This is a genomic window from Bradyrhizobium sp. CCBAU 45394, assembly GCF_028128655.1.
In the GTDB taxonomy this organism is placed as follows: Bacteria; Pseudomonadota; Alphaproteobacteria; order Rhizobiales; family Xanthobacteraceae; genus Bradyrhizobium; species Bradyrhizobium diazoefficiens.
Genome location: NZ_LBIX01000170.1, coordinates 58894 through 80701 on the forward strand (window position 1 = coordinate 58894; position 21808 = coordinate 80701).

General features: G+C 62.5%; 20 protein-coding genes. 14 read left to right on the forward strand and 6 right to left on the reverse strand.

The window, feature by feature from the left end; translation table 11 throughout:
* Nucleotides 1–30: 30 nt before the first annotated feature.
* Genes WN73_RS27215 through WN73_RS27230 form a run of 4 tightly spaced genes read left to right on the forward strand, consistent with a single transcriptional unit; the run spans nucleotide 31 to nucleotide 4282 of the window.
* Nucleotides 31–2538 (forward strand): alpha/beta hydrolase, encoded by a 2508-nt coding sequence (locus WN73_RS27215; RefSeq protein WP_028171966.1) that lies wholly within the window; start codon nucleotides 31–33, stop codon nucleotides 2536–2538.
* Nucleotides 2539–2547: 9 nt separating this feature from the next.
* Complete coding sequence (locus tag WN73_RS27220) at nucleotides 2548–3411, forward strand: alpha/beta fold hydrolase (protein WP_271555402.1); 864 nt, start codon at nucleotides 2548–2550, stop codon at nucleotides 3409–3411.
* 17 nt (nucleotides 3412–3428) lie between these two features.
* The gene (locus tag WN73_RS27225) at nucleotides 3429–3779 is read left to right on the forward strand and encodes a phasin (RefSeq protein WP_011086248.1); all 351 of its coding nucleotides are present in this window, start codon (nucleotides 3429–3431) and stop codon (nucleotides 3777–3779) included.
* A gap of 59 nt (nucleotides 3780–3838) precedes the next feature.
* Nucleotides 3839–4282 carry a potassium channel family protein gene (locus tag WN73_RS27230; protein WP_011086249.1) on the forward strand — a complete coding sequence of 148 codons (444 nt, stop codon included), beginning with the start codon at nucleotides 3839–3841 and terminating at the stop codon, nucleotides 4280–4282.
* Between the two features lie 137 nt (nucleotides 4283–4419).
* Here the strand turns inward: WN73_RS27230 and WN73_RS27235 are convergent, their stop codons facing one another.
* Nucleotides 4420–5103, reverse strand: coding sequence for a helix-turn-helix domain-containing protein (locus WN73_RS27235; RefSeq protein WP_011086250.1), 684 nt, complete (start codon nucleotides 5101–5103; stop codon nucleotides 4420–4422).
* Nucleotides 5104–5429: 326 nt separating this feature from the next.
* On the opposite strand from WN73_RS27235, the gene WN73_RS27240 reads away from it, so the two are divergent.
* Nucleotides 5430–6062, forward strand: a complete 633-nt coding sequence (locus tag WN73_RS27240; RefSeq protein WP_162185827.1) for a response regulator transcription factor — start codon at nucleotides 5430–5432, stop codon at nucleotides 6060–6062.
* A 47-nt stretch (nucleotides 6063–6109) separates the two neighbouring features.
* Nucleotides 6110–6616: a response regulator transcription factor gene (locus tag WN73_RS27245; RefSeq protein ID WP_011086252.1), complete on the forward strand. Its 507-nt coding sequence runs from the start codon at nucleotides 6110–6112 to the stop codon at nucleotides 6614–6616.
* 21 nt (nucleotides 6617–6637) lie between these two features.
* Here WN73_RS27245 and WN73_RS27250 read toward each other — a convergent pair whose 3' ends face one another.
* From WN73_RS27250 to WN73_RS27260, 3 genes are read right to left on the reverse strand one after another with little or no spacing between them, the layout of a single operon-like run.
* Nucleotides 6638–7216, reverse strand: a complete 579-nt coding sequence (locus tag WN73_RS27250) for an invasion associated locus B family protein (RefSeq protein ID WP_028171962.1) — start codon at nucleotides 7214–7216, stop codon at nucleotides 6638–6640.
* Nucleotides 7217–7246: 30 nt separating this feature from the next.
* Nucleotides 7247–8140 (reverse strand): alpha/beta hydrolase family protein, encoded by an 894-nt coding sequence (locus WN73_RS27255; protein ID WP_271555403.1) that lies wholly within the window; start codon nucleotides 8138–8140, stop codon nucleotides 7247–7249.
* A gap of 11 nt (nucleotides 8141–8151) precedes the next feature.
* Nucleotides 8152–9840, reverse strand: coding sequence for an aspartate:alanine exchanger family transporter (locus WN73_RS27260; protein WP_028171960.1), 1689 nt, complete (start codon nucleotides 9838–9840; stop codon nucleotides 8152–8154).
* A gap of 143 nt (nucleotides 9841–9983) precedes the next feature.
* Here WN73_RS27260 and WN73_RS27265 point away from each other — a divergent pair, with 143 nt between their 5' ends.
* From WN73_RS27265 to WN73_RS27290, 6 genes are all read left to right on the forward strand, one after another.
* Nucleotides 9984–10667, forward strand: coding sequence for a YoaK family protein (locus tag WN73_RS27265; protein WP_271555404.1), 684 nt, complete (start codon nucleotides 9984–9986; stop codon nucleotides 10665–10667).
* Nucleotides 10664–12355, forward strand: coding sequence for a SulP family inorganic anion transporter (locus WN73_RS27270; RefSeq protein WP_161535523.1), 1692 nt, complete (start codon nucleotides 10664–10666; stop codon nucleotides 12353–12355). Before WN73_RS27265 ends, WN73_RS27270 begins: the two co-directional genes overlap by 4 nt.
* Before the next feature lie 194 nt (nucleotides 12356–12549).
* Complete coding sequence (locus WN73_RS27275; RefSeq protein WP_028171958.1) at nucleotides 12550–15303, forward strand: decarboxylase; 2754 nt, start codon at nucleotides 12550–12552, stop codon at nucleotides 15301–15303.
* A gap of 13 nt (nucleotides 15304–15316) precedes the next feature.
* Nucleotides 15317–17017: an aspartate:alanine exchanger family transporter gene (locus tag WN73_RS27280; protein WP_060911412.1), complete on the forward strand. Its 1701-nt coding sequence runs from the start codon at nucleotides 15317–15319 to the stop codon at nucleotides 17015–17017.
* A gap of 30 nt (nucleotides 17018–17047) precedes the next feature.
* Nucleotides 17048–17482: a hypothetical protein gene (locus WN73_RS27285; protein ID WP_028171956.1), complete on the forward strand. Its 435-nt coding sequence runs from the start codon at nucleotides 17048–17050 to the stop codon at nucleotides 17480–17482.
* A 181-nt stretch (nucleotides 17483–17663) separates the two neighbouring features.
* Nucleotides 17664–18131, forward strand: coding sequence for a hypothetical protein (locus tag WN73_RS27290; protein WP_011086263.1), 468 nt, complete (start codon nucleotides 17664–17666; stop codon nucleotides 18129–18131).
* Between the two features lie 94 nt (nucleotides 18132–18225).
* Here WN73_RS27290 and ppk2 read toward each other — a convergent pair whose 3' ends face one another.
* A complete protein-coding gene (gene ppk2 / locus WN73_RS27295; protein ID WP_011086264.1) occupies nucleotides 18226–19026 on the reverse strand; it encodes a polyphosphate kinase 2 in 801 nt (266 codons plus the stop codon).
* 42 nt (nucleotides 19027–19068) lie between these two features.
* The gene (locus tag WN73_RS27300) at nucleotides 19069–19521 is read right to left on the reverse strand and encodes a hypothetical protein (protein WP_060911414.1); all 453 of its coding nucleotides are present in this window, start codon (nucleotides 19519–19521) and stop codon (nucleotides 19069–19071) included.
* A gap of 180 nt (nucleotides 19522–19701) precedes the next feature.
* Between WN73_RS27300 and WN73_RS27305 the strand changes: the two genes are divergently transcribed.
* Both WN73_RS27305 and WN73_RS27310 read left to right on the forward strand, forming a co-directional pair.
* Nucleotides 19702–20136: a hypothetical protein gene (locus WN73_RS27305; RefSeq protein ID WP_060913025.1), complete on the forward strand. Its 435-nt coding sequence runs from the start codon at nucleotides 19702–19704 to the stop codon at nucleotides 20134–20136.
* Entirely contained in the window at nucleotides 20129–21361 is a 1233-nt protein-coding gene (locus WN73_RS27310) for an HlyD family secretion protein (protein WP_060911415.1), read from the forward strand. The genes WN73_RS27305 and WN73_RS27310 overlap by 8 nt, the downstream gene beginning before the upstream one ends.
* The last annotated feature ends 447 nt before the right edge of the window (nucleotides 21362–21808 follow it).

A 21808-nucleotide genomic window follows, 5' to 3' on the forward strand; every position in this document is an offset into this window, starting at 1 on the left:
GTTCGATCAAAATCACCGGAGGAACGCGCCATGATCGGCCGATACGCCATTCGGCGATACGTCATCAGCCTGCTCTTGCTGCTGATCGGCACCTCGCTCGCGGTTGCACAACCCTTCACTCGCCGCTCCTCGCAAGTGAAGCATGACGAGTTGAAAAAGACGTACGAGATCGCCAACTTCCGTCTTGGCGGCAAGTATGACCTCAACAATCCCTCCAAATGGGAGAATGGCGGGGAGGGCGGCGTCACCCTGGAATCACTCGGTGCCGGCAAGCTGCGTACCGCCTATATCGCGATCGGCAATGCGCGGCGCAACGCCGCCGGCGAGATCACCAACGCGGTCGTGATCAATTCCTACTATTCTGGTGATTCCACCGACATGTACGAGCAGTGGGTCGTCGGTGCTCCGCTGTCCGGCAGCGTGCCGATCATCGGTCCGAGCCGGCCAATCGATACCGACAAGTACTACGTCATCATGGTCGATCCGCTGGGCACCTGGGGTGCCAGCAAGCCGTCGGACGGCCTCGGCATCAAGTTTCCTCAGTACAGCTACTACGACATGGTCCAGGCCAACTACCGCCTGCTGCGCGACGGGCTGAAGGTTGCGCGTGTGGCACTTGTCGCCGGCGTCTCGATGGGCGGCACGCAGACCTATGTCTGGGGCGTGATGCATCCGGAATATGTGAGCGCCTTGATGCCGATCGGCGGCACCACGCAGTCGGACGGCGATGACCCCGTCGGCAACTGGACGTTCCAGATGATGACGGCTGCGATCGAGTCCGATCCCGTCTGGCAGGCGACCAAGGGCGACTACTACAAGCAGCCCAAGGAGAAGCATCCGGTGCCGGGCGTTGCCTTCGGCTGGTCGATTCTGGGCATGACGGGCTACGACTTTTCCTATCGCACGACCCAGAACTGGGCCGCAGTGCAGCCTGAGATCTTCTACTGGGATTCCCCGAACGAGAAAGCCGGTTTGAACGTCGTCAATCGCGCCAAGCTCTATGACGCCGTCGACCTCGTCTGGCGCAACCGGGTCGGCGAGACCCACAACATCAATCCCTATCTCGGCCGCATCCAGGCGCGCACGCTGGTGATGCACATCACCAACGATCTCTGGCTGAACTTCAAGCTGGCGCAGAAGGCCGTCGATCGCGTGCCCGGCGCGGACCTGATCGCCCAGGAGAGTCCGGTCGCACACTACGGGGTGTTCCCGATCATCAACCAGCGCAAGAACGATCCGAAGTTCGTCGCCTTCATGGACGACGTCGCGGCGCTCGATCGCGCGCAAAAATTCGTTGACAAGAACTATCGCGTACCCGGCGTTGCAGAGAAAATCGATCCGAACAAATCCTTCTGGAAGGATTTTGTGACCTATCCCTACCCGGTCAAATACGCCAATGCCAAGGACGCGCGCGGCACCACCTGGCAGATCGGCTACATGGATGAGTATGCCGGCACCGACAGGGATCCGAAGGTGCTCGTCATCATCCACGGCAAGGGTGCGTTCGGTGGGCACTACGGCAACGTTATGCAGTATGCCCTGCGCAGCGGCCTGCGCGTGATCGTGCCTGACCTGCCGCACTACGGCATGTCCGGTCCCGGCAATCTCGACAAAAGTCCGGCACGCACCATGCAGGATATGCGCGAGGTGATCTATGACCTCGTGGTCAATCAGCTTGGCGTCAAGAAGGCCTATTATCACGGCCACTCACTCGGCGGTCAGTTCGTGGTGGGTTATGCCCTGACCTGGCCCGACGCGGTGCAAGGCCTCGCGCTCGAGGCGCCGTCAGGCCTCGAGGAATATCCGCGCGAGATCACCATCGCCAAGGACAAGAAGGCGCCGCTGTTCGAGCAGGGCCTCGGCCGCGACTTCGACAAGTGGAAGGAGGTCTGGGACCAGACCGGTATCCTGGCCGCGGAGAAGGCCCGCAGCGAGCAGAACATCCGCGACTTCTTCTACTTCAAGAAGCGTGACGCTGACACCGGCGCGGTGTCGGCGGCCAAGAGCGGCTATTTCTTCAGCGACAGTGAATACGCCCGCTTACACACCGAGCAGCGCGTCGGGCTCACCAAGGGCAATCCGAAGGAGCTCGATCAGTGGTGCAACATCTTCATCTTCGACATCTACACGATCGGGGCGGAACTGCAGCAGAATGACCCGAAGAACCTGTACGAGCGCGTCACTCAGATCAAGGCGCCGATCTTCCTGGCGTTCGGCGATAAGGAGCCGTTTATCCCGACGCCCGCATTCAACGGGCTGACGGATCTCGGACGCGACGTCATCACGCCGTTCATGACGCGTATGACCAACGCCGGCAACCGGCCCATGCTCAAGATCTATCCGGAGACCGGACACTTCATCCATACGGACAATCCGGTGGAATACTCCGCTGACGTCGTGGACTTCGTCACCAAGGGAACGGTCGACACCTCATCGCCGCTCGGCACCGATCGCATGATCAAGGGTGCCGTGGCATCGGCCATCCCGGTCGCCCCGACGCCGCCGGGTGCGGCGCCGACGGCCGGTCTCAACAAGTAGGGTCGGTTCATGCCGAGGGTGCGCGCGGGCGACGTCGAGCTGGGCTGGCGGGAGTGGGGACGAGGCGACGTCACCGTCGTCTTCGTCCACGGCAATCTTGCCAGCAAGGACTGGATCGAACTCGCCGCACCAATGTTTCCGAGCGGGCTGCGGGTGATCGGGATCGACTGGCGCGGCTGCGGCGAAAGCGATCGGCCAAAGCCCGCTGCCGACTATTCCAACTATTCGATGCAGCAGCACGCGCACGACATCTTGACGGCACTCGATGCGCTGGACATCGGATTTTGCCATCTGGCAACCCACTCCACCGGTGGCATCATCGCCGCCCGTATGCTGTTGATGCAGCCGCAACGGTTCGGGCGGGTGTTTGCGCTCGATCCAGTGACGCCGCTTGGCATGTCCTTCAATGACGACCAGATCGGCCTCTTCCGGGCGATGATGGCAAGCAAGGAGCTGACGCGGACCGTGATGGCGACAGCCGCGTCCTCGCTGTTCGTGCCGGATAGCATGGCCCCGAACGCGATCCCGCGCTTCCGTGAAGGGCTCGGCGAAATCGAGGCGCTGTTCGACCGGGTCATCGAGCAGACCTTTGGCGTCTCCGAAGGCATCTGGATCGGAACGCCGGTCAATCTCACCCGGGAGCGGGAGAGCAGGGAATTGGAGCGCCGTATGTCGGAGATCCGGCATCCGCATCTGGTGCTGTGGGGGGAAAGGGACGGTTGGATCCCGCCCGCCGACCTGCGCGCCATGGCCGAGGCGATGCCGGATTGCCGGCTCGTGGTCGTCCCAAACATCGGACATTCGATGAACCTGGAAGTGCCGGCCCTCTACGCCGGCTATTTCGGCGCCTGGTTCGGGGGGCTCGCGGCATAATCAGAGGGAGTAACGTCATGGCAGAGATCAATCCATCCGCCGAGAACATCCGCGGGATGCTCACCGAAGCGCTTGTGCGGTTGCGAAAGGCCAATGCGGAGTATTTTGAGCTGCTGGAGCGGGGGCTCAGTTCCTCGCCGCTACCGATCGCGGACCAGGCCAAGCAGTTTTGCAGTTTCATGCAGCGCAACGCCAGCGCGACGTTCGACTTTGGCGACAAGCTCGTTCAAGCCAAGGACGTTCAGGACGCGCTCAAGCTCCAGTCCGAATTCTTTCAGGGGCAGATGCAGGCCTTGACCGATCAGGCCAGGAGCATGGGCGAGTCGGCCATGAAGGCGGCGACGGGCGCGTTCACGCCCAAAAACTGAATGGACTGAGCCCAGGCGTGAGGCGATGAACAGCCGTCCGCCTTGCCCATGCGAGCACAATGGCGCTTCAATTCATCGTCGGCGCGATCGTCAGCGTCATCAACATCATGATCCACGCCCTGGTGACGGTGGGAGCCATCGGCATCGCCCGCACAGCCGGGCTGCGGCATGATGCGTGGCCCCGGCTGCATCTGATGGCCGTCATGGTCGCAACAGCGTCGGCGCTGATGGTGGCGCATACGATGGAGGTTCTGGTCTGGGCGCTGGCCTATGCCTTGGTCGGTGCCGCGCCTGCCGGCAGCGACCTGATCTATTTCGCCTTCGTCAACTACACCACGCTGGGCTACGGCGACATCACGCCCATACAGGCGTGGCGGCTGACGGGTCCGATGACCGCGATGAACGGCATCTTGATGTTCGGCTGGTCGACCGCAGTCCTGTTCGAGGTCTTGCGCAAGACGCTCGACGATCTCGGAGTGACGAGGCTGCCGGACGGCAGGTGATCTGATGCTGACGAATGGCAGTTCCATGGATCGACTGCAACATTGGCGCTAGCCAGTGTGGTGTGCAGCTTTTACCGCTTGCCGACAAGGCCACTCTGTGGCAGCCAAGACGCAGGTAAGTGCCCGCTCTCAGGCGCTCAGTGTTGCAGGTCGAGACTGGCGAGCTGCTGCCGGTTGAGCAGCACGATCTGGCGCTGGGTATTGCCGATGAAGCCGAGGACGCCGAGATCATGAAGGTGCGATATCGCCCGCGAGACGGTCTCCAGCGTCAAGCCGAGGTAATCGGCAATATCGCGCCGGGACATCGGAAGTGCCATGACATTGACCCCGGAGAGCCGCTTGTCCATTTCGAGCAGGAAAGCGGCGACGCGCTCCAAGGACGTCTTCCGGCCGAGCAGGAGCATGTGGTCCTCTGCGTGTTGCAGGTTGCTGGTCGTCATGTTGAGCAAGTTGCGCGCGACCATCGCGTCGCTCTCCGCCACCAGCTCCAGGCTTTGCCGCTTGATCAGCCGGACGGTGGTATCCACGATCGCCTCGGCGGTGAACCGATGCTCGCTGCCGTTCTCAAGTCCGAAAATGTCTCCGGCGAGGTGGAAGGCGCCGATCTGCCGGCGACCGTCCGACAGGAGTTTATAGCTTCGCACTGCACCAGACTTGACCTGGTAGACGTAATCTGCAGGTTCCTTCTCGCCGTAGATCTCAGTGCCCTTTTTATATGTAAATTCGTTTAAACTGACGATTGGATTTGAATCGCTCGTCATGCCGAGGTCTTTGAGCGAATTGGGGCGGGGAGACGCGTCTGTCGTGATGCGAACAAACATAGGCCCAACTCCTCAACTGATCGCTGAATTGGTCTGCCAGGCTGATATTTCGCCAGGAGAGGTGCCGCCGATGTCGCACTCCGGCTCGGGTCGGTTTACGACTAACGCCGTATTCTTCACCATTGTCTCATGGTTCATTGTACCAAGGGACAGGTCGGTGGGATGGATGCGCGGAATGAGAAGAGCGGGCTCCTGCGTCGGATCAAGCTTCGCGCCACAAACTCCGGCCTGCGAAACCTTCGGCATTAACGGGATGGCTAGAGCTCAAGCCCATCCAGGTGTTAGGTAAGCGGTTAAAGCAGATTGCAGGAAGCAGAGAGGGTCCATTGCCCGGCCTTGTTCACGTGGTCGACGACGATGCCTCGTTTCGAACAGCGATCGAGCGTCGGCTTAAACTTGCGGGCTACGACGTCGCGACCTATGCATCCTCGCAGGACCTGCTCGATCATCTGCCCCGCGATGAGCTGCCGAGCTGCATCCTCCTCGATGTGCAGATGCCGGGCCTGAGCGGACCGGATCTACAGAAACGTCTTAGTGAGCTTGGATCGACCGTCCCGATCGTGTTTCTCACCGGACACGCCGATACCGCGACGACTGTGCGGGCGATCAAGGCCGGCGCCGAGGATTTCTTGACCAAGCCGGTATCGTCGGGGCAACTGATTGAAGCGATCGAGCGGGCCTTGTCACAACAGGAGACCGCGCGCGGGCTGCGCAGCCGGCTCGATTCGCGTCGCGCTCATGTCGCGTCGCTGACGCCACGCGAGCGGCAGGTGTTTGACCTCATTGTGCGTGGGAAGATCAACAAGCAGATCGCGTATGAATTGGGAACGACCGAACGCACGGTCAAAGCACATCGACACCAGGTGATGGAGAAGATGCAGGTGAGCTCGCTCGCGGAACTGGTTTCAACGGCGCAGCTGCTTGGTATGCTGGATCCCGAGAGCGGCTCACACGGCTAGGCGATAACTAATTCGCAGGTTCCCCCTGTGACTTGCACCAAAGGTCAATGGAAATCTCCCTGAGAGGGGTATTTCAACAAGCCGACGTGTTGGCTCCCCGGGAGACGAAGAACCGCGAGGCGCTTGACGCGTTCACGCAAGTCCATCGTGTTCTGCCAAGCTTTCCGTGTATGGAGTTGAGCCACTTGCAGCGCCGCAAGTCCATTTTCGTTGTCGATGATGACCCTTCCATGCGCAGGAGCATGAAGCGGCTGCTGCAGGAGCACGGCTTCGAGGCAAAGCTGTTCGAATCCGCCGAGGCGCTGGTAAATCATGACAACTTTCAGCAGGCATTCTGTATCATTCTGGATATCAATCTGGATGGAGAATCTGGAATTGATTTGCGACGCTGGCTTGCGGAACAGCAGGTCCAGGTTCCGATTGTCTTTGTCACCGGCAACGACACTCACGAAAGCCGCGCGGCGGCAATTGCATCGGGATGCATCGCCTATTTGACCAAGCCCTTTGCCGCGGCCTCGCTCATCGAGAGTGTGGAGAGAGCCTGGGGCAGCTAGGCTGGACAAGTCAGCTGCGCGCTATTCGTCGATCTGCTGGTCGAACGTTTGGGCCGGCGGCCCCTTGTGAGCAGATGCGAACTGAGCAAGTGGCAGGGAGGCGGTAACCGACAGCATGTTGGGGTCGACAACCTCCAGCGCGAGCGTCTTGCCCGTTTCCATCTCCCTTATCAGGCCGGGTTTTGCCACATCGGCGGCTATGCAGGCGTTGTTCAGGCACCATGTGTACGGTACGGCATAGGTGTTGCCTTTGTCGACCGTGAGCTTGACGGGCACCTGGACAAACATGCCGACCGGCACGAACATCTGGAGCCGTGCCGTGCGGTCGCCCTCACGTTCGATCAAGTCCAACCGAACCGCCGTCTGCCCCGTGTCGAACGTGCCGGTGATCGAGGTCCGGCACACGGTCTTGGCGCCGCCCGGCTTGAAGCATAGTTTTCGCCAGTCGCCGTATTTGATATCATTCGCCATGCGCTGCCCCCGCGGTGAAATCTCGGCGGAGGCCGGCATGGTGGTGGTGGCGACGAGCAGCAGAAGCGCGAACTGCGCGGTCGCGTGATTGCGTGTCATCCGGATGGATTGACGATGTGAGCGTGCCATTGTGTCGCCTCCGGAAATCGAGCGCGTCGTCTATTTGATTTCGTCGAGAAATCTGCTCACGAGTGGCGACCAGATCGGAATGGCATCCGGCGAGCCGACGAAGAAATGCCCCTCATCGCCGAACGGCGGAACCAGATGGTATTGCGCCTTGCCCCCGGCCGAGGTGAAGGCCTCATGCATCCGCTTCGACAACGCGGGGCCGAAGAACGTGTCATTTTCGATATAGATCCACAGCATCGGCACCCGGGAGGTGCGACCGAAATCCATCGTCGCCTCGACCAGTTTATCCGGGGCGCAATTATTGTTCGGCTTGCCGCCGACACGCCCACCGCGGCCAGCGGCAAAGGTGATGATCGCTCCGATCTGCGGCGGGTTCATGCTGGAAAGCGCGATGGATGCCCAGCCGCCCGCAGACTGACCGACAACGACGACATCCTTCGGTGTGATGCGTTTTTCGGCAGCCAGGAAATCGATGATCCAGAGGTCGACCTGTGCCACCGCGAGGCCGGCGTCATGGAAATTGGGATTGGAGCACTTGCCGACCTTGGAAAAGAACGGTCCATAGAGTCCGCGTTCGGGAATATCGATGGCTGAGGCGCCGTAACCCGTGCCGACGGGAGCGACCACGAAGTAGCCGCGCCTTGCGAACCATTTCGCCGCGTCGCGGAACTCGACGAGTGGAAAAAAGCTGCGCTGTTTAGGGTCGAGCGATACGCCGTGGTTCATGATTGCGAGCGGGAACGGGCCATCGCCGACGGGTCGAACGACATAGGCGAACATCGGCAACGGTAACGGCAATGCCCACACTTCCTCCTGGATGCGGCGCGACGCGGCCTCATTGTCGGCCCATGAGGGTGCAATCAAGGAGGACGCAAGCAGCTGCACGACCACCAGTAGCGGCGGGATCCATGCCCGTGGCTGCATTTCGTCCTCCCTCAGCCAACAAAGGTGCAGGCTACGATAATCGGCCCGAGCACGGTCAGAACCACATTGCCGACGGCGTAAGGCACGGCAACGCCGAGCACCGGCGTCTGGCTCTCGGCGATCTCGCAAGCCCCGGTCACGGCTGCATCGACCGTCATGGCGCCGGCGAGGGCTCCACAGGTGATGACCGGGTTCATGCGCAGGACGTGATAGGCAAACAGCGTCGCGACGACCAGCGGCACCAGTGTGACCACGAGGCCCATGCCGACCAGCAACAGGCCGTGCGCCTGGATCGCGACCCAGGCGGCGTGACCGTTGGCCAGGCCGATCGCCGCGATGAATCCACCGAGGCCGAGATCGCTCAGCGTCTGCTGCGCGGCCGGCGGCATTGCGCCCATCGTCGGCCGGCGCGAGCGCAGCCAGCCACAGAGGAGACCCGCGATCAGTGCGCCGCCACCGCCGCCGAGCGTCAGCGCGATGCCGCCGACCTTGAAGCTGACGAGCCCGGCCAGCAGCCCGGCGGCAATACCCGCCGCAAGGAAGGCAATGTCAGTACGGTCGCCGGAGCGCACGATCTGCCCGACCTGCTTCGCCGCGCGCTCGATGTTGCGGGTGCTGCCGACCAGCGTCATGACGTCACCGACATAGACACGCGTGTCCGCGCTCAGCGGGGCTTCGCGCCCATGCCGCGTCAGGGCGCGCAAAAACACACCGCGTGCATCGCCGCCGATGCGATCGGCCACATCCCGGATGGATCGGCCGTGGAGGTTGCGGTTGTCCACCAGCACGTCAAGCACATTGCCGGGGATCGCCTTCAGGATCTCGTCGGCATCGATCTCGGTGCCGATGATCGGCTTGGCGGCGACAATGGCGGCAGTTCGACCGGCGATGACGATGTCGTCGCCAGCCTCGAGCACGGTGTCCAGACGCGGTTCGATATCGGCGCCCTGGCGCACGATCCGTTCGATCACCGTGCGGCTGCCGATGTCCTCCTCGATCGCCTTGACGGTTCGGCCGGCCGCAGCCGTGACGCGATAGGCGCGAGCCTGGAACTTGCGATAGGATAGGTTCTCGGTCTTCGGCGGCGCGCCACCTGAAAGCTCGACCTCCAGCTTTTTCGCCTCGTCCTTGAGATTGACCCCCATCAGTTTCGGCGCCGCGAAGGGGACGTAGAGCAGTGTCAGAATGTAGCCGAGCACATAGGTGACGGCATATCCCGCTGCGATATTCGCTTCCTGTTGCTCCAGCACGGTCTTCGGCAATCCGAGCTGCGCCAGCGCGCCCGAGGCCGTGCCGATCACGGAAGACTGCGTCAGCGCGCCAGCCGCAAGCCCGGATGCCGTGCCGGGATCGAGCTTGAAGGCGAACGCAAAGGCCAGCACGATCACGAGACCAGTCCCGCCGAGCACGAGCGCCATGGCAACCTGGGCCAGGGTGCGGACACTCAACGAGGCGAAAAACTCCGGTCCGGATTTGTAACCGATCGTGAATACGAAGAGACTGAACAGCACGATCCTCAGCAGCGCGGGGAACGTAAAGGTGCCGAGTTGTCCGATCAGGACGGACACGATCAGGATGCAGGCCGTGGTGCCGATCGCGAAGCCGTGGATCTTGACGCGTCCAAGCATGGTGCCGATGGCAACCGCAAGCAGCAGGAAGATCTCCGGAGCGGTGGAAATGATCCACCTGACAGTGTCCATGATGGCAAATTCCCAGGCGCAATGATTGCCGTAGAATTCGCTCCCGGGAACCAGGCGACTGCTTGATTTAGATCAAGCCCAAGCCGTCATTGCTGCGGCGTCTTTTGGCGGATGCAGGATCTGCGACATCCGAAATCCGCACCATGAGCACTGTGGATCTAGCTGCGAGCGGATCGTTGCGGCGCGATGAGACGCTTGAGGTCGCGCTGCTGCTCGCCTTCGCCGGCGGCTATCTCGACGCCTACACCTGGATGATCCACGGCGTCATGGCGAATGCCCAGACCGCCAATCTGGTCCTGCTCTGGGTCTATGGTTCGGTGGGTAATTGGGCCGCCGCGCTTCATTTCGTGCCGCCGATCCTGTCATTTGCGATCGGTGTCATGGTTGCGGTATGGCTGCGCAACGCGACGGGAGATCGGGCCAGCGTCATCAGCACGCTGATCGAGATCGTGCTTCTGATCGCAATCGGAATCCTGCACAACCGGCTGCCCGATCTTGCCGGCACGCTGGGCATTTCCTTCGTCGCGGCGATGCAGACCGCAATTTTCACCAAGGTCGAAGGCGTGGTCTACAGTTCGGTGATGATCACCGGCAACATGCGTCAGGCGATCGAGGGTGCGTTTGCGGCGGTCGTCGGCGGAGGTCCGCCGGCACCGCTTCGCCGCTCGGGCATGTTTGCAGCGCTGTGCGTCATGTTCGGCGTGGGAGCGGCGGTCGGGGCCTTCGCGACAAAGTCCTTTCCGAACCTGGCGCTCGGCATGCCCGTGATCGCCTTGCTGATCGTGTTGCTGCGCTGCGAGGTGGATCGCAGCGAGGCCCGCGCATGAGCGCCCCGTCTGGGCTGCAGGGGAGCTGGTTGCGGTACTTTCCGCCGTCGAGCTGGCTTGCGACCTATCGCAGGTCGTGGTTGCCATCGGATGCTGTCGCCGGCGTCACGCTTGCCGCTTACGCAATTCCGGTATCGCTGGCCTACGCCGCGCTGGCCGGGCTGCCGCCGCAGGTCGGGATCTACGGCTACATGCTCGGCGGCTTCGGTTACGCCTTGTTGGGCTCGTCGCGCCAGCTTGCGGTCGGCCCGACTTCGGCAATCTCGCTGATGATCGTGGGCACGGTAGGGCCGCTCGCCGCGGGCGATCCGGTGCGTTATGGGCAAATTGCAAGTCTTGCTGCCTTCGCGGTCGCGGTGTTGTGCCTCATCGCCTGGCTGTGCAAGCTCAGCGTCCTCGTCCGTCTGGTCAGCGACAGCATTCTCGTCGGCTTCAAGGCTGGCGCCGGGCTCACCATCATCATGAGCCAGCTGCCGAGCCTGTTCGGTGTTGCCGGTGGCGGCCATGACTTCTTCGAACGCGGCATTGAGCTCGCCGGGCAGCTCGGTGACGTGAATCCGCTGGTGCTCGCCGTCGGTCTGGTGGCATTCCTGCTTCTGCTGACCGGCGAGCGGCTGCTCCCCGGTAGGCCGGTCGGGATCGCGGTTGTGGCGCTGGCGATCGCGGTGGCAACCGCGCTCGGTCTGCCGGCTCTCGGCGTGCCCGTGACGGGAAGAATCCCCCAGGGCCTGCCGGTGCCTGGCTTGCCCACGTTCGGCCTGCTGGAGTTCGACGATCTCTTTCCGCTTGCCGCCGGATGTGTGCTGCTCGCCTACATAGAGGGTGTTTCGGCGGCTCGGAGCTTCGCCGCCAAGCATGGTGACAGCCTTGACGTCAGGCAGGAGTTCTTGGGCCTCGGTGCGGCCAATCTCGCTACGGCCTTAGGTCATGGCTATCCTGTGGCTGGCGGGTTGTCGCAATCCGCCGTCAATGACAGCGCGGGTGCCCGCACACCGTTGGCGCTGGTCATTTGCTCTGGGACGCTGGCGCTGTGTCTCTTGTTCTTCACAGGGCTACTGACCAATCTGCCCAAGGCGGTGCTGGCCGCCATCGTCTTTGCCGCCGTGTACCGGCTCGTCGACATCCGTACGTTGGCGCGGATGTGGCGCGTCAGCCGCATCGATTTCTACGCGGCGGTGATCGCATTGGTATCCGTCCTGCTGCTCGGCATCCTGCAAGGTGTCCTGCTGGCGTCGATCGCCTCCATCTTCCTGCTGCTGGCGCGCGCGTCACAGCCGAATGTGGCATTTCTCGGCAGGCTCCCGGGCAGCGGCCGGTATTCCGACAGCGCCAGGCACGAGGACGTGGAGCCGCTGGTTGGAATCATCGCGTTCCGCCCCGAAGCCTCGCTGCTCTATATTAATGCCGAGATGATCCTGGACGTCGTTCTGAATGCGCTCCAGAGGTCGTCGGATGTCAGGCTCGTTGCCTGCGACCTCTCGGCGTCGCCCTACATCGATCTGGCCGGCGCGCATATGCTCCGGAATCTCCACGACGAACTTGCGTCACGCCATGTCGCGTTCTGCATCGCCGGCGCGCATGCGCAATTGCGCGATTTGCTGCGCGCCGAGGGGCTCGCCGAGAGGACCGACAGCGGGCAATGGTTGCGCTCGCTCGACAACGTGCTCGGCGACAACCAGGCCAGATAGCGCCCGGGACATTTGCCGATCTCCGGCGCGACTTTCGTTCAGTCGCGCGTCCGTGTTGCATCGCGAAGCGTGCACGCTGCTCGCAGGCCGACTGATTTCATGCGCGACCGTTGACTTGGATCAATGGAGCTCTCCCGCGCGATACCCACGATCCGCCATCACCTTCGCCTCAAGAGCCAAGGATGGGGAGAGACATGCCCAAGGACGCCAAGCCTGCGCAGCAGCGCATCGATCAGTTCTTCTCCGGGCCCGGCGGACGGGCGGACAATTGGCGCGATCTGGTCGACGCGGCCAAAGCATGGTCCCGTGGCGGAGACCGTGCGAAGTATGACGCTGCGCTGGCCGATCTCTCCGTGACGGAGGAATTTCACGGCTATCCTGGCTTGCAGCTCATGGCAGCCTTGCGGGAGGCAGCCACGACTGGTGATGCGGCGACTTCGCTGGCGCTCGCAACACGGTTGGCGCAGGCTCTGACGACGAGATCGTTCCGTCAGCATGCGGGCGACTGGAATACGAATGACGAAGGCAACGGCGAGACGCCCGATCTGGTGCCGCAGATGTTCGGTCCGCACGCGGCGCGCCGTCCCTATTTCGAGACGTTGATCGTCACCGGCCTCACGTCCGGAAGTTGGCCCGCGCTCGCCAACGAATGGCGCAAGCTTCGGCGTCCGGTTGATCAGTTTGCCTATGAACCGGTTATCGTCGGCAGCCTCGAAGACGCTTTTTGCGCCGCTATGCTGAACCCCAATCTTGCAGCCGTCGTCATCAACGAAGGCTTTGCACTGCGCTCGCGCCATGACGCGCCCGTACTCCGCGCGATGACCGCGTCGGCCGGATTGAAAGACGAGTCCGATGCCTCGGCGCTGCGGCTCGCCCATATCATCAAGCGGGTCCGCCCCGAGCTCGACCTCTACCTGATGTCCAATCGCAATGTCGAGGAGATGGCCGGAAATCCCGAGGCCGACGTCGTCCGCCGGATCTTCTATTCGGTCGAGGAGCTGCTCGAACTGCATCTCTCGATCCTTGAAGGGGTGCAGGATCGCTATGACACGCCGTTCTTCGACAATCTCAAGAAATATGCACAGCGTCCGATCGGAACGTTCCATGCGCTGCCGATCGCGCGCGGCAAATCGGTCTTCAAGTCGGACTGGATCCGAGACATGGGCGAGTTCTACGGCCTGAACCTGTTCCTGGCCGAAAGCAGCGCGACCACCGGCGGCCTGGACAGCCTGTTGGAGCCGACCGGCAACATCAAGAAGGCGCAGGACAAGGCCGCACGCGCACTTGGCGCCGATCGCGTGTTCTTCGTGACCAACGGCACCTCGACGTCGAACAAGATGGCGGTGCAGGCGCTGATCGGACCGGGCGACATCGCCATCGTCGATCGCAATTGCCACAAATCGCATCACTACGGGATGGTGCTGGCCGGCGCGCAGCCACTCTATGTCGAAGCCTTCCCGATGACGGAATATTCGATGTACGGCGCCGTGCCGCTGAAGACCATCAAGCAGGCTTTGTTGAGCGCCAAGGCCGACGGCCGGCTCGACCGCGTCAAGCTGCTGGATCTGACCAACTGCACCTTCGACGGTCATATCTACAATACCCGCCGGGTGATGGAGGAGTGCCTCGCCATCAAGCCCGACCTGATTTTCCTGTGGGACGAGGCCTGGTTCGGCTTCGCGCGCTTCTCGCCGTTCCTGCGACGGCGCACCGCGATGGGCGCCGCTAGCGAGATCGAAGCCTGGATGCACGACCCGAAATCGGTTACGGCCTACGAGGCGCAGCAGGCCGAGCTCGGCAAGAATCCGTCGGACCAGGTGCTGCTCAAGACCCGGCTGATCCCCGATCCGCGCCAGATTCGTCTTCGCGTGTACCAGACCAATTCGACCCACAAGTCGATGTCGGCGATCCGGCAGGGCTCGATGCTGGCGGTCAAGGACGTCGAATTCCACACGGTGGAGCAGCAGTTCAAGGAAGCCGTGTTCACGCACGCCTCCACCAGTCCGAACCAGCAGCTGATCGCGAGCCTGGACGTCTCGCGGCGCCAGATGGAGCTCGAGGGTTACGGTCTCGTGGCCAATGCGATCGAGATCGCGCTCGCCATCCGACAGGCAGTCAACACCAATCCGCTCATCTCGAGATATTTCCGTATCCTCGGTGCCGACGCCATGGTGCCGGCACAATACCGGCAAAGCGGGTTTACCGACTATTTGGCGGCCGGAACGAACTGGGCGAGTGCCCTGAAGAGCCTGGACGATGACGAGTTTTGCCTCGATCCAACCCGCATGACGCTGGTGTGCGGCACGGCCGGCTTCGACGGCACGCAGTTCAAGGGCATCCTCGCGAACGACCACAACATCCAGGTCAACAAGACCTCGCGCAACTCGGTGCTGCTCCAGTCCAACATCAACAACACGCGCAGCGACGTGGCACATCTTGTCAGGGTGCTGGCGGAGATCGCCGGTGAGGTCGACCGTGGCCTGACCCAAGGCGGAGCCAATGCGAAGAAGACCTTCGAGGCGCGGGTGAAGAGCCTGATGACCGACGTGCCCGACTTGCCGAACTTCTCGCATTTCCACCAGAGTTTCCGCGGCGATGCCGGCGCCAAAACCAACGAAGGTGATATCCGCAGTGGCTTCTACGCGGCCTATGACGCGGCAGGATGCGAGTACATCCGGCTCGCCGATCCCGAGATCGACCGGCGCCTGAAGGCCGGTCCCGACCTGGTCTCCGCTAGTTTCGTGATTCCTTATCCTCCGGGCTTCCCGATCATGGTGCCGGGTCAGGTCATCACCCAGGAAACCATCGACTTCATGCGCAAGCTCGATGTGAAGGAAATCCATGGCTATGACGCCAAGGAAGGCCTGAAGCTCGTGCGGACCGAAGCCTTGGCGAAGATCGGCAGGCCCAAGCCCGGCGCGCAGCCGAAGTTGAAGGCCGCCTCATAAACAGGGGACGAACATGCAGGGCTTTTTTACCTTCCTGCAGCAGAATCCGTATCTGCTGCTGTTCTTCGTCGTCGGCGTCGCAGTCTACATCGGGCGGGCGAGCATCAAGGGTTACGGCCTCGGCATGGTCGCCGGCGCCATCGTGGTCGGCGCGGGACTGTCGGTATGGGCCTCGACTTACGGCGTCAAGCTCGAGTTGAACAATTTCGCCAAGAGCCTTTTCTACTATCTCTTCATGTATGGAGTCGGCCTGCGGGTGGGACCGTCCTTCATCAACAGTCTGAAGGGTGACGGGCTCAAATTCTGCATTCTGGCGGTGGTGTCGAGCGTGATCGGACTGACGCTTGTCGTGCTGGGAGCGAAATTGTTCGCATTGCCGACCGGAGCGGCCGGCGGCATGCTGGCGGGTTCTCAGACCATGTCGGCCGCGATCGGTTCGGCCGAACAGGCGATCACCTCCGGTGTGGTCAAGCTGCCTGAGGGCATGAAGCCCGAAGAGGCGTCCGGCATGATCGCGCTGTCCTATGGCATCACCTACATCTGGGGCACCGTCGGAATCATCCTGATCTGCAAGTATCTGCCGCGCTGGTGGGGTGTCGACGCCAAGGCCGCAGCCAAGAAGTACGAGCAGGATTTTGGCGTCAAGGATCTCGAGGGCGGAGGCCTCACTGGCTATCGGCAGTTCGGACTGCGCGCCTACCGGCTCGAAAACTCGGCGCAATTCGGCACGAGCATCGCCAAATTCCGCAAGGTCAATCCCGAGTACCGCATCGTCAACGTGGCGCGTGGCGGCGAATTGTTGGGAGCCGATCCCGACCTCGTGCTGCAGAAGGGCGACGTCGTCGCGCTCGGCGGCTCGACCGAGCATCTGACCGACAAGATGGGCTTGATCGGGCCGGAGGTTGCGGATGCCAAGGTGCTGGGCATTCCCATGGATCAGGCGGACATTCTCATCACCAACAAGAACATGGTCGGACGGACCTTCGAATCCTTCCGCGAGACGGCGATCGCTGGGCAGTTGCAGGTCACCAAGGTCGAGCGTGGTGGCGTTGCAATCCCGGCCGGTCTGAAGACCGAGCTCCAGCGGATGGATATCGTCTCGGTGGTCGGCCTGAAGTCCGCCGTCAACGAGCTCGGCGAGATGTGGGGGCGCATTGCGCGGACCAACACCTCGACCGACCTCCTGACGCTCGCCGTCGGCATGATCATCGGCTTCTTGATCGGCATGATCGAGTTTCCGGCCTTCGGCGCCAAGATCGGCCTCGGCAATGCCGGCGGCCTCCTGCTGTCAGGCGTGATCGTCTCCTCCTTGGTCTCCCGGTTGCGCTTCTTTGGCAACACGCCGAATGCGGCGCGGAATGTGCTCGAGGACCTCGGCCTCGTCGTCTTCGTCGCCATTGTCGGCGTTAATGCAGGCGCGGGCTTGCTGGCCCAGCTTACGGGCGCGGTGGCGCTGAAGATCTTCATCGTCGGATTTATCGCCTGTACGATCCCGCCTTTCATCGTCTGGGCGATCGGCTTCCACGTTTTCAAGATCAACCCGGCCGTGCTGATGGGCGGCGTCGCCGGTGCTCGTTCGCATTCGGGGCCGTGTCGCGAGGCTGCGGTCGAGATCCAGAGCTCAGTGCCCTGGATTGGCTTCCCGGTCGGTTACGCCGTCTCGGGCATCCTGCTCACGGTATTCGGTTACTTCGCGATGATCCTGGCGCAATAGCGCGGCATCTTCATTCAAGGGACAACAGACATGAAAAGACTTGCCGCTTGCGCCGCGCTCGCCACTCTCCTTTCCGGAGCCCTCGGTTCCAGCACGCCGACGCATGCCGAGACCGGGCAGGTGGCAGTCGTCTTCACCAAGGGTGGCTTCATCGTCGGCGTCGGCGGTGGCGAAGGTGTTCTGCTCCTTCGGGGTAAGAAATATCCCTTTACCGTATCCGGCATGAGCGTCGGCTTCACGATCGGCGCCTCGACCACCAAGCTGGTTGGCCGCGCCCTCAATTTGAGGGGACCGGCATCCATCGAGGGCTCCTACGCGGTGGGCGGAGCAGGCGGCGCCATTGCGGCGGGTGCGGGAGCCGTTCAACTGCAGAATGCCAACGGCGTGATCCTGCAGCTCAGCGGTCCGAAGGTCGGCGCCGAAGTGTCAGCTGCCGTGGGTGGTGTGACCATACGTTTGAAATAGACGCGGAGCGATCGGGCCGCCTCAGCGCGGCGCGATGCGCGCGGTCGAGGGGCGGCGTCCCTCCTGATCGAGGTCGAGCCAGGGAGTCGCCGGACATATTGCCATTGGGTGCCGTCCGCGATTTCGCGAGGCATCGTCGAAGGGCGGATCACGGCACCCTAATATCGAGGGAGGACTAGCCATGCTTCGTTATCTTCTCGCAGCTGTTGCGGCGTTCGTTCTTCTCACCGCTACTCTCATCCCCGATGATGCCTACGCCCGTCGTGGTGGCGGTGGTGGCGGTTATCGCGGCGGTGGAGGAGGCATGCGGGCCGGGGGCTTTCACGGTGGCGGCTATCGTGGCGGCGCGGTTCACGCCGGACGGATCCACGGCGGTGGCGGGCGCGGCTATCGCGTCGGAGGCCCGCGACCGAGCCATCCGATCGCCGGTCGTCCGGGCCGTCCAGGTTACCCCGTTGCCGGTCGGCCAGGCCGCCCGGTCGCCGGTTATCCCCGGTACGGCTACCGCGGCGCAGCCTACGGTGCCGCCGCCGGGGCCGCCGCAATCGGAGCCTATGGATACTACAACAACAACTACAACAATGGCTGTTATCAGGACACCTACGGCAATTGGGTCTGTCCGCAGTATCCTAACCAGTATCGATACTGAGAACGCGCTGCTGACGGTCGGGACGGTGGTCCGTCAGCGGTGAGGGTTCCGGCGTCGAGCGATCGGGCCGCATCATCGCGCGGCCCGATCCTCGTCAATATCGTTCAGCGACGAAATTCATCCCGCGCAAGCTTGCCTGGTCATTGTAGCGGCCCTTGTCCGAGCGCCTCGGCAATTTGACCTTGTCCTTCTTGATGCGCTTGCAGGGAATTGACTTCAGCACATGTGCGATACAATTCAGCCTTGCGCGGCGTTTGTCGTCGGAGCGGATGATGTACCATGGCGCGTGCTTGGTGCTCGTCTTCCTGAGCATCAGGTCGCGGGCCCGCGAATAGTCGTACCAGCGCCGATAGGATTCCAGATCCATCGGGCTCAACTTCCATTGCCGCACCGGATCGTCGATGCGGGCCCTGAAACGGCGCTCCTGCTCGTCCATCCCCACTTCCAGCCAGATCTTGATCAGGATGATGCCGCCGTCGATGACGTATTTCTCCATCTGCGGACAGAGCGAGAGAAAGCGCTCGTGCTCGGCGGGCGTACAGAACCCCATCACATACTCGACGCCGGCGCGGTTGTACCAGCTCCGGTCGAAGATCACGATCTCGCCGCCGGCGGGAAACTGCTGCATGTAGCGCTGGAAGAAGAGCTGCGTCTTCTCTCGGTCGGATGGCGCCGGCAATGCAACCACGCGGAACACGCGCGGGCTGACTTTTTCGGTGATGGCCTTGATCGTACCGCCCTTGCCGGCGGCGTCGCGGCCTTCGAACAGGATGATGACCCGTAGCTTGTTCGCTCGGACATAGTCCTGGAGATGACACAGCTCGACCTGGAGCTTCTCCAATTCCTTCTCGTAGTCCTTGCGCTTCATCCGCTCGGCAGGCTTGTCCTTGGCCATGCTCGCCCTTTCGCCGTCAGGTCTCGGCTGGCGGCCCCGCGCTCAATCACCCCAGGAAATCGTGATGCCGATGTCCCCCGGCACGCCGCCGGGAAAATCGATGATCTGGTAGGCGATGCGATAGCCGCGTGGCTTCAGATGGTCGGTCCAGAGTTGGAAGATTTCCTTCGGGATGCCGGTCAACGTGCTTTCCCAGCCCTTCTCCATCTGATTGATGGCGCGGCCCTTGTCGGTGCATAGCGTGTTGGGGAAGCGATAGACCTGAACCTCGGTCAAGCCATTTCGCACCGCACGCTGGATGATGGTCGAGGCGAGCTTGACCTTCTCCTCTTCGGTCTTGCCAGAAGGCTTGCTGAGGCGTTCAATCAGGGCCCGCTTCTCGGCTTCGGCGGCGGCGGCAAGCCGCGCATATTCGTCCGCCTTCTCGGCCTCCTTGACGGCTGCTTCCTTGCGGATCTGCGTGGCACTGGGGATGAGGTCATCGATGCCGGGCATGGCGGGCGGCTCCTGTTGGGCTGTTGCGCGTCGGCTTTCAGGCGAGGCTAGGTAGGGCCGCTCCAGGTCCGTTGATTCAGATCAAGCAATTGCGAGACCCGGTACCGACACTGCATTCGCCGCATTGACGTGAACACGCGGGCCGAAAGGGAGAGACCGTTGAGCGAGCAGCTTCATCCGATGGCCCCGCATCATCTGCCGTTCTATCTCGCGCCGGGAAGCGGGGTGGACACGCTGATGGTCGTGATGGGCATCTTCCTGATCGGTACCGTGCTCTGGGTTGGCACGCTTTATTGGAAACTGCACAGCCTGCCCGAGCGGATGGCACACAAGTCACAGAAGCTGCAATTCGAATTCGTAGCCGTGCTCGGCCTGATCTCGCTCTTTACCCATATGCATATCTTCTGGGTGGCGGGCCTGTTGCTTGCGCTGATTGATCTCCCCGATTTCGGCACGCCGCTGCGCAGCATTGCCGGCTCCGTTGAGAGGATTGCTGACGCAACGCCGGGCGAAGCAGGCGACGTGGTGGCCGAGTCCCGATCGGACGCCGGGGCCGGTATACCGCCGACGGGGAAATCCGGTCCCGCGAAGGAGAAGGAGCACAGCCATGTTTGAGCTCATGTTCTGCTCTCTCCTCACGATCCTGCCCGACTATCTCTACCGCCGCTATGCCCAGGGCAAGCGCTTCGGCAAGGAGATCACCTTCTTCTCAATCTGGTACGAGCTGAGATGGGGCATCACGGGCTGCCTGATGCTGACGGTGTCGCTCATCACCATGATCTTCTACTTCCATCCTTCCACTACGTCGGCCGCGCTCTATTTCCGCACCGTGCCGATCCTGCCCGAAGGGGCGGGGCGGGTGGCCGAGGTCAAGGTTGGTTTCAGCGAACCGGTGAAGCAGGGTGACGTGCTGTTTACGCTCGACAGCTCCAGGCAGCGGGCCGCGTTCGAGACCGCCGCGCGCAAGGTCGCCGAGGTCGACGCGTCCATGTTGGCGGCGCAATCCGACGTGGTCAGGGCCGAAGCTCAGATCCAGGAGGCCAAAGCCAATTATCAGCAAGCCAGGGATGAGCTCGACACCAAGTCCGACCTTCAGCGCCGCAATCCCGGCATCGTGCCGCAGCGCGACATCGAGAAGCTTCAGGTGCTGGTCGATCAGCGCCAGGCCGGCGTTGACGCGGCGACAGCCGTAAAGCAATCGGCGGCCTTGCAGGTCTCGACGCTCATTCCGGCGCAGAAGGCGAGCGCCGAAGCGGCGTTGGCTCAGGCCCAGGTCGATCTCGACAAAACCGTCGTTCGCGCCGGCGTAGACGGCCGTGTCGAGCAGTTCCTGGTCCGCACCGGCGACGTCGTCAACCAGTTGATGCGGCCGGCCGGCGTGCTGATCCCGGAAGGCGCCGGCCGCGGGGCCCTACAGGCGGGCTTCGGCCAGATCGAGGCGCAGGTGATGAAGGAAGGCATGCTCGCCGAAGCCACCTGCATTTCGAAGCCCTGGGTGATCATCCCGATGGTTGTGACGACGGTGCAGGACTACATCGCGGCCGGACAGTTCCGCTCCGGCGAACAGTTGATCGATCCGCAGAACATCGCGCGGCCCGGCACCATCCTGGTTTATCTCGAGCCGCTCTACAACGGCGGCCTTGACGGCGTGACGGCGGGCAGCAGCTGCATTGTCAACGCCTATACCAGCAATCACGAGGAGATCAGCGCAAAGGACACAGGCACCTTCCGCAAGATCGCGCTGCATGTGGTCGATGGCGTCGGCCTTGTGCACGCGCTGCTGCTACGTATCCAGGCGCTGCTGCTGCCGATCAAGACGCTCGTTCTGAGCGGACATTGATGCGGCGAGCCCCCCGCGGGCGCCAGCAAGGTCGACCTTGACTCCGCTGCCATGGCCGATTTCGACGAAATTACACTGGGCACACCGTCAGGAGCGAAGAAATGACCCAGTCGCGCAAATTCATCGTTTGCGCGTCCGCGGCACTCGCCCTTGCCGCGGGATTGTCCATGAATGGGACAAACCGTCTCGCTGACGGCGCCCTCTTCTCAGAGGCGCAGGCAAGAGTAGGGCGGCCGCTGACCCCCATGAGCTATGCCGGAGTGGCCCGTCGAACGACCCGACTGGCGGTGGCTGTTGGCGCAGCGGCGGGTGCGGCGGGAGCCTATTATGGCTCGTCCTGCGTGCAGGTCGTGGACGCCTACGCCCGGGTCACAACGCGCTGCTGATGCGATGGCGCGAGGAAGATTGGCGCCTGCACGATTTGCGCTAGAGTGTGGCCGGGAGGCG

Coding starts and splice junctions, on each gene's coding strand:
- WN73_RS27270 (WP_161535523.1), top strand. CDS start 10,664: ATGAGCGCCCCGTCTGGGCTGCAGGGGAGCTGGTTGCGGTACTTTCCG.
- WN73_RS27280 (WP_060911412.1), top strand. CDS start 15,317: ATGCAGGGCTTTTTTACCTTCCTGCAGCAGAATCCGTATCTGCTGCTG.
- WN73_RS27290 (WP_011086263.1), top strand. CDS start 17,664: ATGCTTCGTTATCTTCTCGCAGCTGTTGCGGCGTTCGTTCTTCTCACC.
- WN73_RS27215 (WP_028171966.1), top strand. CDS start 31: ATGATCGGCCGATACGCCATTCGGCGATACGTCATCAGCCTGCTCTTG.
- ppk2 (WP_011086264.1), bottom strand. CDS start 19,026: ATGGCCAAGGACAAGCCTGCCGAGCGGATGAAGCGCAAGGACTACGAG.
- WN73_RS27245 (WP_011086252.1), top strand. CDS start 6,110: ATGGAAATCTCCCTGAGAGGGGTATTTCAACAAGCCGACGTGTTGGCT.
- WN73_RS27250 (WP_028171962.1), bottom strand. CDS start 7,216: ATGGCACGCTCACATCGTCAATCCATCCGGATGACACGCAATCACGCG.
- WN73_RS27230 (WP_011086249.1), top strand. CDS start 3,839: ATGGCGCTTCAATTCATCGTCGGCGCGATCGTCAGCGTCATCAACATC.
- WN73_RS27265 (WP_271555404.1), top strand. CDS start 9,984: ATGAGCACTGTGGATCTAGCTGCGAGCGGATCGTTGCGGCGCGATGAG.
- WN73_RS27310 (WP_060911415.1), top strand. CDS start 20,129: ATGTTTGAGCTCATGTTCTGCTCTCTCCTCACGATCCTGCCCGACTAT.
- WN73_RS27255 (WP_271555403.1), bottom strand. CDS start 8,140: ATGCAGCCACGGGCATGGATCCCGCCGCTACTGGTGGTCGTGCAGCTG.
- WN73_RS27300 (WP_060911414.1), bottom strand. CDS start 19,521: ATGCCCGGCATCGATGACCTCATCCCCAGTGCCACGCAGATCCGCAAG.
- WN73_RS27285 (WP_028171956.1), top strand. CDS start 17,048: ATGAAAAGACTTGCCGCTTGCGCCGCGCTCGCCACTCTCCTTTCCGGA.
- WN73_RS27305 (WP_060913025.1), top strand. CDS start 19,702: ATGGCCCCGCATCATCTGCCGTTCTATCTCGCGCCGGGAAGCGGGGTG.
- WN73_RS27260 (WP_028171960.1), bottom strand. CDS start 9,840: ATGGACACTGTCAGGTGGATCATTTCCACCGCTCCGGAGATCTTCCTG.
- WN73_RS27235 (WP_011086250.1), bottom strand. CDS start 5,103: ATGTTTGTTCGCATCACGACAGACGCGTCTCCCCGCCCCAATTCGCTC.
- WN73_RS27220 (WP_271555402.1), top strand. CDS start 2,548: ATGCCGAGGGTGCGCGCGGGCGACGTCGAGCTGGGCTGGCGGGAGTGG.
- WN73_RS27275 (WP_028171958.1), top strand. CDS start 12,550: ATGCCCAAGGACGCCAAGCCTGCGCAGCAGCGCATCGATCAGTTCTTC.
- WN73_RS27225 (WP_011086248.1), top strand. CDS start 3,429: ATGGCAGAGATCAATCCATCCGCCGAGAACATCCGCGGGATGCTCACC.